The sequence below is a fragment of the Verrucomicrobiia bacterium genome, assembly GCA_035765895.1.
Lineage (GTDB): Bacteria > Verrucomicrobiota > Verrucomicrobiia > Limisphaerales > DSYF01 > DSYF01.
Genome location: DASTWL010000050.1, coordinates 17,517 through 33,381 on the forward strand (window position 1 = coordinate 17,517; position 15,865 = coordinate 33,381).

General features: G+C 63.8%; 13 protein-coding genes. 6 read left to right on the plus strand and 7 right to left on the minus strand.

The features are described 5' to 3' along the window. The 3 genes from VFV96_10520 to rpsB all read right to left on the minus strand — a co-directional run bounded on the left by VFV96_10520 (nt 1) and on the right by rpsB (nt 3,833). Nucleotides 1-1,752 (minus strand): ATPase, T2SS/T4P/T4SS family, encoded by a 1,752-nt coding sequence (locus tag VFV96_10520; GenBank protein HEU5070828.1) that lies wholly within the window; start codon nt 1,750-1,752, stop codon nt 1-3. A 367-nt stretch (nt 1,753-2,119) separates the two neighbouring features. Next, entirely contained in the window at nt 2,120-2,959 is an 840-nt protein-coding gene (tsf, locus tag VFV96_10525; protein HEU5070829.1) for a translation elongation factor Ts, read from the minus strand. A gap of 91 nt (nt 2,960-3,050) precedes the next feature. Then, nucleotides 3,051-3,833: a 30S ribosomal protein S2 gene (gene rpsB / locus VFV96_10530; protein ID HEU5070830.1), complete on the minus strand. Its 783-nt coding sequence runs from the start codon at nt 3,831-3,833 to the stop codon at nt 3,051-3,053. 377 nt (nt 3,834-4,210) lie between these two features. On the opposite strand from rpsB, the gene VFV96_10535 reads away from it, so the two are divergent. Together VFV96_10535 and VFV96_10540 are read left to right on the plus strand one after the other, a co-directional pair. Further along, the gene (locus tag VFV96_10535; protein HEU5070831.1) at nt 4,211-5,221 is read left to right on the plus strand and encodes a trypsin-like peptidase domain-containing protein; all 1,011 of its coding nucleotides are present in this window, start codon (nt 4,211-4,213) and stop codon (nt 5,219-5,221) included. A gap of 30 nt (nt 5,222-5,251) precedes the next feature. Beyond that, on the plus strand, nt 5,252-7,228 hold the full coding sequence (locus VFV96_10540; GenBank protein HEU5070832.1) for a hypothetical protein: 1,977 nt from the start codon (nt 5,252-5,254) through the stop codon (nt 7,226-7,228). A gap of 80 nt (nt 7,229-7,308) precedes the next feature. On the opposite strand, the gene VFV96_10545 is transcribed toward VFV96_10540, so the two are convergent. The 3 genes from VFV96_10545 to VFV96_10555 form a co-directional block, all read right to left on the minus strand. Next, nucleotides 7,309-9,624 carry a VCBS repeat-containing protein gene (locus VFV96_10545; protein HEU5070833.1) on the minus strand — a complete coding sequence of 772 codons (2,316 nt, stop codon included), beginning with the start codon at nt 9,622-9,624 and terminating at the stop codon, nt 7,309-7,311. Between the two features lie 65 nt (nt 9,625-9,689). Next, nucleotides 9,690-10,112: a secondary thiamine-phosphate synthase enzyme YjbQ gene (locus tag VFV96_10550; GenBank protein HEU5070834.1), complete on the minus strand. Its 423-nt coding sequence runs from the start codon at nt 10,110-10,112 to the stop codon at nt 9,690-9,692. 6 nt (nt 10,113-10,118) lie between these two features. Continuing rightward, a complete protein-coding gene (locus VFV96_10555; GenBank protein ID HEU5070835.1) occupies nt 10,119-12,059 on the minus strand; it encodes a tetratricopeptide repeat protein in 1,941 nt (646 codons plus the stop codon). A 139-nt stretch (nt 12,060-12,198) separates the two neighbouring features. Between VFV96_10555 and nadB the strand changes: the two genes are divergently transcribed. Then, a complete protein-coding gene (gene nadB / locus VFV96_10560; GenBank protein ID HEU5070836.1) occupies nt 12,199-13,800 on the plus strand; it encodes an L-aspartate oxidase in 1,602 nt (533 codons plus the stop codon). A 5-nt stretch (nt 13,801-13,805) separates the two neighbouring features. Next, nucleotides 13,806-14,273, plus strand: a complete 468-nt coding sequence (locus VFV96_10565) for an LEA type 2 family protein (GenBank protein ID HEU5070837.1) — start codon at nt 13,806-13,808, stop codon at nt 14,271-14,273. 27 nt (nt 14,274-14,300) lie between these two features. Here VFV96_10565 and VFV96_10570 read toward each other — a convergent pair whose 3' ends face one another. Next, nucleotides 14,301-15,308, minus strand: coding sequence for a hypothetical protein (locus VFV96_10570; GenBank protein HEU5070838.1), 1,008 nt, complete (start codon nt 15,306-15,308; stop codon nt 14,301-14,303). A gap of 16 nt (nt 15,309-15,324) precedes the next feature. Here VFV96_10570 and VFV96_10575 point away from each other — a divergent pair, with 16 nt between their 5' ends. Further along, nucleotides 15,325-15,483, plus strand: coding sequence for a hypothetical protein (locus VFV96_10575; GenBank protein HEU5070839.1), 159 nt, complete (start codon nt 15,325-15,327; stop codon nt 15,481-15,483). Further along, nucleotides 15,473-15,865: family 43 glycosylhydrolase (locus VFV96_10580; GenBank protein HEU5070840.1), on the plus strand; the 393-nt coding region annotated here is incomplete at its 3' end. The genes VFV96_10575 and VFV96_10580, both read left to right, overlap by 11 nt.

The following is a 15,865-nucleotide window of genomic DNA, read 5'->3' on the forward strand; positions in this document are numbered from 1 at the left end:
TTAGCCTCGCGAAATGGTTTCCATTTTCCCCTCCATCAGCGAATCGAGATGCTCCTCGATTTGCGTGACGCGCAGCACCTCTTCGATGGTGGTGATGCCGTTGCGGACCTTGTTCCAGCCGTCAATGCGCAGCGTGCGCATGCCGCCTTCAATGGCCCGGGCGGCGATGGTGGACGCCGCGGCGCGCTGCAAAATGAGCGGGCGCAGCAGCTCGTTGACGACGAGCAATTCGTAAATGGCCAGCCGCCCCTGGTAGCCGAGCTGCCGGCAGTCGTCGCAACCGGCGCCGTGCCAGAACTTGGCGGTGGCAATTTCCTCCTCGGGATAGCCGATGCGCCGGAGATACGCGGGGTCGACGTGCTGCTCAGTCTTGCAGCCCTTGCAGATGGTGCGCACGAGACGCTGCGCCATGATGGCCTCGATGGACGAGGCGACCAGGAACGGCTCGATGCCCATGTCGATGAGACGCGTAAACGCGCTGGGCGCGTCGTTCGTGTGAAGCGTTGAGAACACCAGGTGACCGGTCAGCGCCGCGCGGATGGCGATTTCCGCCGTCTCCAAGTCGCGGATTTCGCCGACCATGATGACGTTCGGATCCTGGCGCAAAATGTGGCGCAGCCCGACGGCGAACGTCAGGCCGATCTCCGGCCGCACCGCAATCTGGTTGATGCCCTTGAGCTCGTATTCGACCGGCTCCTCGACCGTGATGATGCGTTTCTGGATCGAATTGATGCTGCTCAACATCGCGTAGAGCGACGTGGATTTGCCGGAGCCCGTCGGACCGGTGATGAGAATGATGCCGTGCGGCTTGACGATGAGTTCCCGGATTGCCGACTCGTCCTTCGGCGCGAAGCCCAGCTTGTCGAGGCTCAGGAAAATTTTGCCACGCGTCAGCAAGCGCAGGGAAACCGATTCGCCATAAACCGTCGGCACCGTGGAGACGCGAATGTCGAGTTCCTCGCCCTTGATGCGGACGTTGATGCGGCCGTCCTGCGGGAGGCGCTTCTCGGCGATGTTCATGCCGGACATGACCTTGATGCGCGAGATCAGCGCCGCCTGGAAGCGCTTCAACTGCGGCGGCATCGGGGTTTGATGCAGGATGCCGTCAATGCGGTAGCGGATGCGGAGTTCGTCCTCCTGCGGCTCGAAGTGAATGTCCGTGGCGCGGTCCTTGAACGCCTCCCAGATGATCTGGTTCACGAACTTGATGACCGACGCCTCCTGGTCGCCCTCGGTGATTTCCTTGTCCGTCGGCAGATCGAGGTCCATCGGCTCGTCCTCCTCGGCCATTTCGTCGAGGGTTTCCGCGCCGACGCCGTAATACTTCTTCAGCGCCTTCTCGATTTCGACCTTGGGGGCGAGGGCAAATTGCACCGGGCACCGCGCGTCAAACCGCACGGCATTCAGCATGGCCGTGTCGAAGGGATTGCTGACCGCCACCTGCAAGGTGCCCTCGACCATGTCGGTGGGGATGATGGTGTATTGGAAGGCGATCTTGGTGGAAATCTTGTTGCGGGCCTCGGGCGGCACGGCGGCCTTGGCCAGTTCCAGGAAGGGCCAGCCCAGACCGCTGGCGAGCGACTGGAGGAAGGCGTCTTCGGCCAGGCCGCGTTCGCGGCAGATGAAGGACAGCAACGAGTCCTGGGAGCCGCTTTCCACGGCCACGCGCCAAGCCTTGTGCCACTCATCGAACTGGGTGTTCGTGGCGAGACCGGCCCGTTCCAAAAAACCTTTCAGCGAGATAAACGCCATGCGTTGCGTGTCATTTAATACCCGGGAGGCTAGGGAAAGTTGCGGAGGCGGTCAAAGTATTTGCCCGCCGCTTCCGTCGTGGCGCAGCAAATGAACGATCTCGACCGTTGCTCTGCCCCAAATCCCGCCAGCCCGCGCGTTGCGTGCCCAATTACCGCACACCCGTTGCACCGGAACAACCGCCGCCACCGGCAAATCACACCGGGCGCAGCCGTTCCAAACCCACCACCGTTCTGCTTTGCAGGAAAGCTGCCATTCTTCGCGACCGGACGGGGGTTTCGCCGCTTCCGCAATGTCCCCGGGCGCCGGCACCGGCGACAAAAAAGGCGTCCCTGCGGACGCCTTGATCGTGAAGTTAATTGATGCCTTAGCTGGCGACGGCTTCGCCAACCTGGAAGCGCAGAAAGCGCCGGATCTTGATTTCGTCGCCGAGCTTCTTGCCCACTTCGGCCACGTAGGTGCTGACGGTTTTTTCCGGATCCTTGACGAATCCCTGATCCACGAGGCAGATGGTCTGGAAGAAACTGTTCAGCTTGCCTTCGACAATCTTCGCGATCGCCTGCGGCGGCTTGTTCTTGAACTGTTCGGCGGCGATTTCGCGCTCCTTCTCCACCAGCTTGGGATCGACCTCCTCGCGGCTGACCGCCACCGGATGCGCAGCGGCGATTTGCAGGGTGATGTCCTTCACGAGTTGTTTGAACTCGTCCTTGGTGGTGGTGTCGTCCTTGGTGCAGCCCACTTCAACCAGCACGCCCACTTTGGCGCCGGTGTGAATGTAGGCAGCCACCTGGCCGGCGCCCGTCACTTCAAGGCGCTGATGCCGGGCAAGCCGGATGTTCTCGCCGATCTTGGCGACCATCTCGGTGCGCCGAGCCTCGAGGTCCGCGTTGGCATTGGCGGCGTAAGCCTTGGCCACTTCCTCGGCGAAGGCCTTGAAATCATCGTTGCGCGCGACGAAATCGGTCTGGCAGTTGATCTCGGCCAGCACACCAAGTTTGCCGCCGGGCGCCACGTAAGCGACGATCAGGCCCTCGCGCGCTTCCTTCAGGGATTTGTTGGCCGCGCCGGCCTGGCCCTTTTTGCGGAGGATTTCCACGGCGGTTTGCAAATCACCGTTCGCTTCCGTCAAGGCCTTCTTGCAGTCCATCATGCCGACGCCGGTCATTTCGCGCAGCTTGGCAACATTTCCAGCAGAAATTTCAGCCATAATTCTTCAGTCCTTTGGTCTGGTGTTTCGTTGATAAAATGGGGGACGGACGCCCGCCCGCGGACGTCCGTTCCCCGGAAGATTCAGCCGGTCAAGCCGCGGCCGGTGCCGTGGGTGCGGGCACGGCTTCAGCGGAAGCGGCCGGGGCGGCTTCCTCCACCGGGGCCTTGCGGCTCTTCTTGGATTCGAATTCCGCGCGGCCCTGCGTCACCGCCTGACCGACGGCCGCGAGGATGATGCGCACCGAGCGGATGGCGTCGTCGTTGCCGGCGACCGGAAAATCCGCCAGGTCGGGGTCGCAGTTCGTGTCCACGAGCGCCACGACGGGAATTTTCAGCTTGCGCGCTTCGGCGACGGCGTTGTGTTCGCGCTTGATGTCCACCACGAACATCGCGCCGGGCATGCGGTCCATCGTGCGGATGCCGTCCAGATACTTCACGAGGCGGGCGGCCTCGCGGCGGATCATGGACTGCTCCTGCTTGACGTAATTGTTGATGCTCCCGTCGGCCTCCATCTTCTCGATTTCCTTGAGCCGGGCGATGGAGCGCTTGAGCGTGCTGTAATTGGTGAGCGTGCCGCCCAGCCAGCGTTCGCACACGAAGAGCTGGCCGCATTCCTTGGCGGTGTCCTTCACCGCCTGCTGCGCCTGCTTCTTGGTGCCGACGAACAGCACCGAGCCGCCTTTGCGGACGGTTTCGCCGAGAAAATTGCAGGCCGCCTGAAGCTGGGTGGCCGTCTTGCTGAGGTCAATGATGTGGATGCCGTTGCGGGCATCGAAAATGAAGGGCTTCATCTTGGGGTTCCAGCGCTTGGTCTGGTGCCCGAAATGAACGCCTGCTTCCAACAGTTCTTTTACGCCGATCGTGGTGCTCACTGAGTTTCCTTTGGTTAAAACCCTGAACTGGCAGGGCATCCCGCGGAACACGGGATTGATTTTAGGTGTTGTTGTGGCCGCCGGATTCCCACGAACCCGGATGTTTAAGGCCGTTCAACGCATCCCTTCCCCGGCCATCCGGCCGTGAAAAGGACGCGCACAATAGCAAAAAAACCCCGCCCGGCAATGGAATTCTTGGACACCCCGGGCCATCGGCGGCCACCCTTCTGGCGTGCCTCACGCGCGCCACCCGGACCGGCGCCCTGAGTGTTGACCCGGCACCGCACAAAAAGGCCGCACCGAGGAAGGCTTCGCCGCAGCGTCACGATTCCTCCCTCTGTGATTGTTTTCCGCTTAAATCGCGCTAAGTTCGCGCCATGTTGAAGTTCAGTTTGCCCCTGGTCGCATGCCTGGCGGCCGGCGCATGCCTGGCGGCCGGCGCGTGCCTGGCCACGGCAGACACCCTGGAGTTGAAGGAGAAGGCGGCCATCACCGGGACCATCCTGGCCGAAAAGCCCGACTCCGTCGCCATTGACATCGGCTACACCGTTCTGGTCATCCCGCGGAAAGACATTCTCAAGGTCATCAAAGCCCGGGCCACAGCGCCCCTGCCCGCGCCCGTTCCCGCCCCGGCTTCTCCGACGCCCGCGGCCGTTGCGCTGCCGGCGCCGCCCACAGATGCGCTCTATCGCAACGGCCCGCTCAACGCCCCGGCGCGGGCGGTGCGGGATCTGGTTTCCCAAATCGGCGAAGCCGTGGTGCAGGTGCGGACGCCCGGCGGTCTGGGCTCCGGCTTCATTCTCAATGAAGATGGCTATCTGATGACCAACTTTCACGTCATCGAAGGCGAGACGCAGATCTGGGTGGAGGTTTATCACGTCAAGGACGGTCAGTTGGAGCGCAAGAGCTACAAACAGGTCCGCATCGTGGCGATGAACAAGTTCGTGGACCTGGCCCTGCTGCGCATTGAAGACAAGGACGCGCCCAAGTTCAAATGGGTCACGCTTGGGTCCACCGAACCGCTGGCCGTGGGTGAACACGTGTTTGCCATCGGCAGTCCGCTCGGGCTCGAGCGCACCGTCACCGAGGGCATCCTCAGCACGAAAACCCGGCAGCTCGGCGGCGAGCTGTATCTGCAAACCACGGCCCAGATCAATCCCGGCAACAGCGGCGGACCGCTCTTCAATCTGGCCGGACAGGTCATCGGCGTCACCAACATGAAGATCGCGTTTGGGGAAGGTCTTGGCTTCGCCATCCCCATCGAAACGGTCAAATACTTCCTCGATCATCGCGACGCGTTTGCCTACTCCCCCGACAACCCGAGCAATCCGTATCGCTACCTCGAACCGCCCAGCCGCACGCAGCACGCCACCGCCCCCGAAGAATAAGCTGGCCTCGATCCCGCATCTGTTGCACGCATGACCATCGCTATGTTCAAACACGCCCTGCTCCGCCCGTTGTTCACCCTGGCCTTTGTAAGTGCCGCCGCACGGCTCGTCGCGGGCGCGCCCCCGGCCGAAAAACTCCTGCCGGACGACACGCTGGTGATGCTCACCACGCCCGACAGCGCCAGATTGCGCGCCACGGCCCGGCTCTCGCCCATGGGCCAGTTGTGGAACGATCCGGTAATGAAGCCGTTCAAGGACAACTTCACGGCCAAATTGCAGGACCAATTGATCGCCCCGCTGGAGCGTGAACTCGGCATCAACCTCGGTGATTACGCCGCGCTCGCGCAGGGTCAGCTGACCGTGGCGTTGACCGCCAACGGCTGGCACGGCGGCCGGGACGGCAAGCCCGGCGCGCTGCTGCTGCTCGATTCCGGCACCAATCAAATGGATCTCGAAAAGGCGCTGGCCGATTTTCGCAAGAAATGGACGGACGCGGGAAAACCGTTGCGCACCGAAAAAGTGCGCGACGTGGAGTTCATGGTGCTGACGCTTTCCTCCAATGACATTCCCGCCACGCTGCGGCGGCTGCTGCCCGGCCCCAGCGACGTCCGCGAACTGGGCGACGCAAAAGACAACGCGCAAAAGACCGCCGACGCGGGCAAATCCCAACTGATTCTCGGCCGGGTCAATTCGCTTTTCATTGCCGGCAACACGTTGCCGCCGATTGAGCGGGTCGTCAGCAGCTTGACGGGCGGTTCCGCTCCGGTGCTGGCCGACGTGCCCCAGTTCCAGGCCTGCCAGCCGGCCTACTTCCGCGACGCCCATGCCTTTGGCTGGGCCAACGCCCGGTTGCTCGTGCAGGCCCTCGGCAAACTGTCCGATCAAAAGGAGAAGGCCGCCGAGGAGGCGCCCGACCCGTTTGCCACCATCAAGCCGGAAAAAATTCTCGGCGCAGTGGGCTTGTCCGGCCTCCGCAACGTGGCGTTCGCCTTTCAAGACACACCGGAAGGCGCGCTGGTGCAGTTCCACGTGGGCGTGCCCGAAGCTGAACGCAAGGGTCTGCTGAAAATCCTCGCTGGCGAGGCCAAGGAAACCGCGCCGCCGCCGTTCGTTCCGGCCGACGCGGTGAAATTCACCCGCTGGCGCATGGACGGCCAGAAGACGTGGACGGCGCTGACCAGCACGTTGAATGAAATCTCCCCCGCGATCATGAGCACGGTCGATTTCATCCTCAACACAGCCGACGAGGCGGGCAAACAGAAGGACGAAAAATTCGACCTGCGCCGCCAGGTCATCGGCAACCTGGGGGACGACATCATCAGCTTTGAAAAGGCGCCGCGCAGCGGTGACGGCGCCGCCCCGGCCCAGCCGCCCCAAATCACGATGATTGCCTCCAAAAGCCCCGAGGAAATGGTGACCGCCCTGAAGGTGGTCTTCGGCGCGCTGACCCCGACCGGCACCGAGCCGAGTGAACGCGAATTCCTGGGACGCAAGATTTACACCGTGACCACCATGGCCGTCCCGCAAGCGGACCCGACCAATCCCAAGCCGCGCGAACTGTTTCTCTCCTCCAGCGGCGGTTACGTGCTGGTCGCATCCGATGCGGCGGTGCTTGAGGAGTATCTGCGAAGCGGCGAATCCCAGCCGAAGCCCCTGCGCGATCTGACCGGGCTCACCGACGCCATGGCCAAGGTCACCGGGCCCGGCACCAGTTTCTTTGGCTTTGAAAATCAGGTGGAATCCCAGCGCCTCGCGTTTAATGCGCTGAAGAAGGTCAACGGCAGGGCGGACACCAACAGTCCGGCCAGCGGGATGACGCCGATTCCCGAGTCGTTTGGCGTCGCGATGCCCCAGGACAGCCTGAAGAACTGGTTCGATTATTCACTGCTTCCGCCCTTCGACGCGATTGCGAAGTATTACAGCTTCACCGTTTACGGGGGCAGCGCCAATGTGGACGGCCTGACGCTGAAGATTTTCGCCCCCACGCCGCCGGCATTGCGAAAATAGGGGGAAGTAACCGGAGTAATTGAGTTACACGGTTACCCAGGGCGCATCGCTCTCAGGTAACCAGTCACCGTGTAACCCGGCTATTCCTGCGGATACACGATCACCCGATCGTGAACGAGAATGACCAGGTCCTTCTTGCCGTCGCCTGTCACATCCGCAACCACCGCTTCGCGTGGCTCGGGCAGATCGGAGCGGGTTGCGCGGAAGGAGCGCTCCTCGAAAACCTGCCAGCGATTGGCCGGACGCAGATGGTTGCTCGCGTCGAACACGACCAGATCGAGGTAGTGTTTCGCGGTTTCCAGAAAGACCAGATCCTTGCGTCCATCGCCGTTCAGGTCGCCGGCCACGATGTCGTGCAGGTAGCCGTCTTCGACGGGGGTTTCATACCCGTCCAGTTCGGCCAGTTCCCACGTCTGCCCATAAAGCGGCAGCCACGCCACGGAATTGACGCCCAGCAAGGCAACCGCATTGGGCTGGCGGCCGCCGAAGGCAACCGTGTCCAGCCCGTTGAACTGGGACACCGGCAAGGTCACGTTGCGCACCACCTGCCACACGCCCGCGGCGTCGCGCTGCACCAACGACAGCGCCTTGCGTTCCGCATCGAGCAAAAAGAGCGCTGAACCGTTCGTGCCGGTCACCGTCGTGGCGCCCACAATGCGCGAGTTGCTTTCCGCACCGTTGATTTGATCCCGCACCTGGAATGACCACGCCGGTTCGCCGTCCGCCCCCGCCCGGGCCGCCTCACGCTTCAGCACCACGGCGCGGAGAAAATTCCGCTGCGGCAGCAGCAGCTCCGGCTTGCCGTCGCCATCGACGTCGGCGGATTGCATCCACGGCTGCTCGAGCGTGCCGCCCGGTGGCGCCACGTCCGCCTCCGCAAAATTCTTGCCCGGCACCTGCACGAGCACTTTGATTTTTTCATAAGGAATCAGCACCACCAGATCCGCCAGACCATCCTGGTCCAAATCGTGCCACGCCATGGCGGTCGGATTCGACTTGAAACTGGCCGACAGCGCCTGCGAATGCGTCGTGCCATCCGCCATGCGCGTGACCAGCGACCGCTTGCCGTCCTGATCGACAATGACCGCCAGCGTCGGCTTGCCGCCCGGACTGGCCGCGCCCACCGCCATGACCAGCGGTTTGCCGTCCAGCGGCACCAGCGTCGGAAATGGCAGCCGGCCCTTTTCATCCAGTCGCGTTACGCCAATTTGTTTTTCGTCCGGGCTCAGCAAAAAAATGTCCGCCCGCCCGTTGCCATCCCAATCGCCAACCGCGATGTCGCTGACCCCCGCCAGCGACGGAAACGATTCCGCGGGCGCCAGCGACCCGTCGTGCTGTTGCAGGAAAAGCGAGACCTCGCCGCTTTCCGGTTCGGCCACGATCAAATCGGTGAGGCCGTCGCCGTTCACATCCGCCCACGCCAGGCCGCGCCGGGACTTTTCCGTGCTGCGCAGGGGCAACACCTGCAGCCCACCTTCGCGAAAGGAGCCCGCCAGGGCCGGTGCGGGCTTGGCGATGAAGTGCGAAATCTGCGCCCGCCCGGAATTTTGGGCGATGGTGATGATTTGCGTCCCGGCGTTGCTCACGAGATTGTCCGCGAGATAGGAGCGAATGGACGGAAACGTAAAGTAGTTCTCCGGTCCGAGCTGGCCGCCGGCATTCTGCAACCGGAAGCGGAACGGCGTGGTGCTCTCCCAATTGACGAGCAGCAGATCCTGCCGGCCGTCGCCGTTTACGTCCACCGCCTGCACCGCGCGCGCCGTGGCGGAAATCGGAATTTTCACCGGCTCGGCCAGGGTGCCGTCCGTCTTTTGCGCCAGCCAGTAAACCTGTTTTTCTGCCAGCAGCAGCAGGTCCGTGCGCCCGTCCCCGTTGAGGTCGCCCGCACTGAGCGCGTTGGGCGTCAACTGGCCGTCGTCAAGCGGCCAGCGTTTGGGCGCGCCCCAGCCGTTCGTGCCCTCGTTGTATTGCACGATGAGTTCCTTGGGCTCGCCGTAATACGCCAAGTCCGGCCGGCCGTCGGAGTTCAGGTCCGTCACCACCAGGGCCGAGATGCGCTTCTCCGAGGCCACGGATTCGATGTGAAAACGCGCGTCGGGAGGCAGCTCGTTGATCTCGCGCCTGAGGCCGATGCGGTCCGATGCCACCGGGTTGGTTTCACCGGTCCGGTTGAGGAGCAGATCGATCTTGGACCGCGCGTTGTTCACGACCACGAGATCCATCTTGCCGTCGCCGTTCAAATCGACGGCTTGCAGGAGCGAAATGTAATTGTCGATGGGAAAGATTTCCTTGCCCGTGAATCCAAAATCCGTCGGACCAGCTGGCGCGCTGGCCGCAGCGTGGGCGACCGTGAACCACACCAATCCCGCGCCGGCACAGGCAAAAAGGCTTTTCATAACGTGCGGCGCAACTTGCCATTCCACCCGGCGCTTGGCCAGTGCAGAAACGCCGGGCCGCGCGCCTACTCGCCGAGCAAATGCGCCACCACGCGGCGCGTGTGCGGGAGGTGACGATGTTCCCACACGTAGAGGCCCTGCCATGTTCCCAGCGCCAGCCGCCCATTGGTAATGGGAAGACTCAGGTTCACCGCTGTCAGCGCCGCGCGCACGTGGGCGGGCATGTCATCGTCACCCTCGGCCGTGTGCACGTAGAGCCGGTCCCCGTCCGGCACCAGGCGCGCAAAGAACGCCTCCAAGTCGCGCCGCACATCGGGGTCGGCGTTTTCCTGAATCAACAACGAAGCCGAGGTGTGCCGCAAATGCAGGGTGAGCAGTCCGGTGCGGCAACCGCTCTGCCGCACCCATTGCTGCACGGCATCCGTGAATTCATGCAGCCCGCGGCCGGACGTGCGGATGGCGAACTCGTGTTGCGCCTGGCGCAGCATGTGGAATTACGGCGCGTTCGTGGACGTGTTGGAGCCGAACAACTTTTCGAGCTCAGGATTGCGTGGATGCCCCGCGGCCAGCGCCTTTTCGTAATGCCAGCGTGCCAGCGGAATGAGCGGCGGATTCTGCGTGGCGTAAATCACGGCCAGGTTGTTGTGCGCGCTGGCGTAGTTGGGATCAATCATGAGCGCCCGGCGCAACGCGCTTTCCGCGGCGGCCCGCTGGCCCTTGTGACTCAGCGTGACGCCCAGGTAATTCTGAATCTCCGCACTGTCGGGATTGAGTCGGGCCGCGCGGCTGAGCACGGCAAACGCGTCTTCGTATTTGCCCTCGCGGTATTTCAAATAGCCGAGGGTTTGCAGGCTGTAGGCGTCGTCCGGCGCGAGGACCAGCGCCTGGCGCAGATTCTTTTCCGCCTCGGCCATTTTGCCTTCTTCCAGCTGGATGGCGGCGAGATTGGCGAGCGTATAGACGTTCTGGTTGTCCTGTTTCAAAACCTGCTGGTATTTCTCCTCCGCCTGCGCGTATTCGCCGTGCGCGAAATGACGTTGCGCCTCGGCCACCAGCGCGCCGCTGCCCGCCGGGGGCTTGGGGATGGTGAATTTTGGGGTGGCCGGCTGGTCGGTGTCCGCCAACGTGGCCGGCCCCGGCCGGAACAGGGCCAGTTCCTCGGCGGAATAGGGCACCGGCTTGGCCTCGTAAACCTCAAGCTGCGCACGCAAATCCGCCAGTTGGCCGGCCAGCGCATCCGCCGCGGAACCGGAACGGCTCCCATTGCGCGCGGCGAGCTGCCGGTTGGCCTCCTGCAACTGCGCCTGCAGGGCGTCGCGCTCCTGTTCCAACTGTTGAATGCGCCGCGCATCGCCGGGACGGGTGGCGTTCGCGGGAGCCGCCGCCAGCAGATCCTTTACGCGGTTTTCGAGGCCCGCACGCTCCAGCCGCAAAATGTCGCGCTCGGATTGCAGCGTGGCGATCTGTGCTTCCGCCGCAGCCAGCCGACGGCCGAGGTCGTTGGACGCGTCGCCCGCCGGGGGGGCGGCCTGCAACTGCGCCACCTGCTTCTTCAACAACTCATTCTCCGCCCGCAACGCAGCCGCGTTGGCGGCGTCAGCCTGGAGTGATTGCAACTGCGCGAGGAGCGAGCGTTTGTCCTGCGCCAGCTGGTCCGCCAGCGACTTCTGCACTTCGAGCTTTTGATTCGCCTCCTCCAGCCGGCTTTGCACCAGGTCGCGCGCCGAGGTGTCGCGCGGGCTGGTGGTGGTCTTCTTCAATTGATCCTGCAAATCGCCGCGTTCCCGGGTCAACTGCCGGGTGCGCGCCTGTTCGGCGGCGAGCTTCTCGTTCGCCTCGGCCAGCTCCTGGCGCAACTGCGTCATCTGGCTGGCGGCGGCGCTGGCTTCGCTTTTGGCCTGCGCGTCGCGCAGACTGACCTTCAGCAGTTCATTTTCCTTGGTGAGACTCTGCACCTGCTGTTCCGCCCTGGCCAGTTGCGCCGGGTCCACGGCTGCCGGTTGAACGGACAGCGCCTCGCGCAGTTTGGCTTCGAGCGTGGCGTTGTTCGCGCGCAACTGCTGCAACTGCTGCTGCAAGGCGGCCACCTGCCGGGCGAGGTCGGCGTTGGCCGCGCCCGGCAGGGCGGCAACCGGCGGCACGACTGGCGGTTGCACCACCGGGGCGTTCGTGCCCAATTCGGCCAGCCGGGCCGCGAGGTAGTTGAGCCGGAAATTAACGACGTTGCTCTGCCACGTGGGGTAGCCCCGCTGCAATTGCTGCAACGATTCCTGCGCATCGTGGTAGCGGGCCGCCGCTTCGGTCAGCTTGCCTGCCGCGCGGGCCGCGTCCGCCTCCTGGATCAAATAATAAATCCCGATGTATTGATCGTCCGGCCCGGCTGCGCGCACCGGCAACGCCACCACGACCAACACCGCCACAAAAAAGGCGCGCATGAATTTCATGCCGGAACAGTAGTCGGCAGGTGGGGAATTGGCAACGCCGCCGCGATGACGCACGGCGACCGTTTCCGTGCCGGATGGCTCGGCTTGGACTTGCCCCGAACGCGGCTTTAGGTTCTTCTACTTCCGGCAAATGAACTCATTTGACTACCTGGTGCTGGGCAGCGGCATCGCCGGGCTCTCGTTCGCGCTCAAGGTCGCGCCCCACGGACGCGTGGCCATCATCACGAAGAAAAACCGCGCGGAATCCAACACCAACTACGCCCAGGGCGGCATCGCGGCCGTCACGAGCAAGGAGGATTCCTTCGAGGCCCATGTGCGTGACACGCTCGAAGCCGGCGCCGGGCTGTGCAAGGAGGCCGCCGTGCGCACGATTGTCACAGAAGGCCCGGCGCGCATCCACGAACTCATCGAGCTCGGCATGCGCTTCACCGAGCGCGAGGTGCCCAATTCCGGCGGCGCGCGCGAACTCGACCTCGGCCGCGAGGGCGGTCATTCCAAGCGGCGCATCCTCCACGCCAAGGACGTAACCGGCCGGGAAATCGAACGCGCCCTGCTGGCCGCCGTGGCCGAACAACCCAACATCAGCATCTTCGAAAACCACATCGCCATTGATCTCATCACCACGCAGAAGCTGGGTTACGTGGGCGACAACCGGTGCGTCGGCGTTTATGTGCTCGACAAGGCGACGGGCAACGTCGAGACGTTCGCCGCGCCAGCCACCATCATGGCAACAGGCGGGTGCGGAAAGGTCTATCTTTACACCACGAACCCCGACATCGCGACCGGGGATGGCGTGGCGATGGCCTATCGCGCCGGCGCCGCCGTGGCGAACATGGAGTTTGTCCAGTTCCACCCGACGTGCCTCTTTCATCCCCGGGCCAAGTCCTTCCTGATCAGCGAAGCCGTGCGCGGCGAAGGCGGCGTGTTGAGGACGCCCGACGGCCGCGCGTTCATGGACGCCTATCATCCGTTGAAATCACTCGCGCCGCGCGACGTGGTGGCGCGCGCCATCGATCACGAGATGAAAAAATCCGGCGCGGACTGCGTGTTGCTCGACATCACCGACAAACCAGCGCCGTTCCTGATTAAACGCTTTCCGAACATCTACCAGACCTGCCTCGGTTACGGCATCGACATGACCAAGGAGCCGATTCCCGTCGTGCCCGCGGCGCATTACCAATGCGGCGGGGTCGTGACGAATCTGGACGGTGAAACGGAAATCGCCGGGCTGTTCGCCATCGGCGAAGTCGCCTGCACGGGGCTGCATGGGGCGAACCGGCTGGCGAGCAATTCGCTGCTCGAAGCGCTCGTCTGCGCCCATCGCGCCGCCCTGAAGCTGGGCCCGCAACCAACCCCGGCGCCCGCCGTGTCCATCCCGCCATGGCAATCCGGCGCCGCGCATGATCCGGACGAGCTGGTCGTGGTGTCGCACAACTGGGATGAAATCCGCCGCACGATGTGGGACTACGTCGGCATCGTGCGCACGAACAAGCGGCTGCAACGCGCCTTGAAGCGCATCACCAGCCTGCAGGAGGAAATCCACGAGTTCTACTGGGACTTCAAGGTGACGAGCGACCTGCTGGAACTGCGCAACATCGCCACCACGGCGGAACTGATCGTGCGCAGCGCGCTGGAGCGCCGCGAAAGCCGCGGGCTGAATTACAACCTCGACTACCCGAACGCCGATCCGGCCCTGGCGCAGCAGGACACCATTCTGCGCCGGCCCGCCTGAACCCCATGAAAACACTTTGCGCGCTCCTCGCCGCGGCCGGCCTGCTGGCCGGTTGCGCGTCGCTCCCCTCCCCCGAGGTCAGCCTCGTCAACGTGCAGTTCAGCGACGCCACGGCGTTTGAAACCACCGTCCGCTTCACCCTCCGCCTCGCCAACGAGACGCCCGACACGCTGGTGCTCAACGGCGGCGTGCACAAAATCTACGTGAACGGCCTTTACGTCGGCCAAGGGCTGAGCAATGAGGCGCTTTCCCTGCCCCGGCTCGCGACGGGCACGCAGACCGTGACGGTCCACCTCAGCAATCTCCGCCTGGCTTCGCGGCTCAAGCCGTTGATTGAATCGAAGGCGTTCGCTTACCGCATCAAGAGCACGCTCTACGCGACGCAGCCCGCCGGAACGATTCATGCCATCAGCGAAGGCCACCTCGATTTGCGGGAGTTTCAACCAACGCGTCCGCCGGCCCCTTCGTTCTGATGCGACCTCCAGCGGTGACCGATCGGCTCACGGAACCTGCAACCGGAAGAATTGCTGCGCGGTGCCGGGGTTCATGGTGTTCGTAAAGCTGAAGTTGCCGCTGCCGTCAAACTGATTGGTCGCCAGCGGCGTCCATACGCCGGTCAGATTGGTGGCGGTCAGCATGTAATAGTTCACGCCGGGCGTGCCGCCGGTGCCGCCGAGGATGAGGTTGCCGCCGGAAATCATCGGCGCGGCAAAGCTCGGCGGCGTGGGCAGCGAAACGATCAGGTCCACCTGGCCGGGCGAGTTGGTGGACAGGAGATGTTGGTCATCGGCCGGCACGTTGCCGAGAGCAACCGCACCGAGGCTCAAGCCCACCTCCGGGCGGTAATTGAAGCGCGTGTAGGTTCCCGCGCCAAAGCCGGCCACGGCGGCCACGTTCAAGGTGCCCGCCAGCGTCAAGGCTCCGTTGACCACAACCTGGTCGCGGACGGTCCCGAGTTCAAACTGCAGGACGGAGGCTTCGTTGAGATCCAGCGCATCGCAGAACGTCAGCGTGCCGAAAGAATTGCCGGGGGCCAGCGTGGCGCCTTCGTCCAGGGTGGTCGGACTGCCGATGATGCCGCCGCCGGTGAGTGTGGCCCCGGATTCAATCTGCAACGGGCCGCCGCCCGTGCCGTTCAACTGAACGTCCACGGTGCCATTCGTCATGAGCACGTTGTTGTTCGGGGTGGGAATGGCTGCGGTGTCCCTGAAGGTTGCCGAATCGCTCAAGTCCGCGCTCAGCGCGCCGCCCGGTGACAGCCAGCCACGCGTCCCGAAGGTCATGCTGCTGGCCGAAATGGTGCCGCCGCCACCCAGCGCCGCCTGGCGGTCGGCGGTGGGTGGCATGACCGTTGATGGTGTAGGCCCGCCGCCGGTGTGCAGGCCATTCATGATCAACCGGGCAAAGCCGGTGCCCTGAGTGTTGTCCACGGCGGTCGTGCCGGTGTAGCTGTTGATGACATTGAACTGCTCGGAATTGTTCGCGCGATAGACTTCAACGTTCACCACGCCCGGCCTGCCCATTTTGCATTCGCGCGACCTTGTGCTCTGGCAGCTCATCAACCACGCCGTGTGCAACCTGCCGCATCCGCGCTACGAACGCGTGCAGCCCGGCTGCGGCATCTGGGCGCCAGCCATGCGCTTTCACGCCGGCCGGTTCTGGATTTTTTCCGATGCCCGATGAAGGCATTTACGTCACCACCGCCGCGCAGCCCGAGGGCCGGTGGAGCGAACCGCATCTGTTGCAAGCCAGCCGGGGCCTGATTGAGCCCTGCCCGCTCTGGGACGACGATGGACGGGCGTATCTGGTTCATGCCTACGCCGGTTCGCGAGCGGGCATCAAACATCGCCTGCCCGTCTGCCCGATGGCACCCGACGCCACGCGCCTGCTCGGCGAAGGGCAGATTGTTTTTCACGAACCGGAGCGGCATCCGACGGTGGAGGGCCCCAAGTTCCTCAAGCGCGACGGCTGGTATTACCTGTTCGCTCCGGCGGGCGGCGTGGCGACCGGCTGGCAAATTGCCCTCCGTTCGCGGCACATCTTCGGGCCCTATGAAGACCGCGTC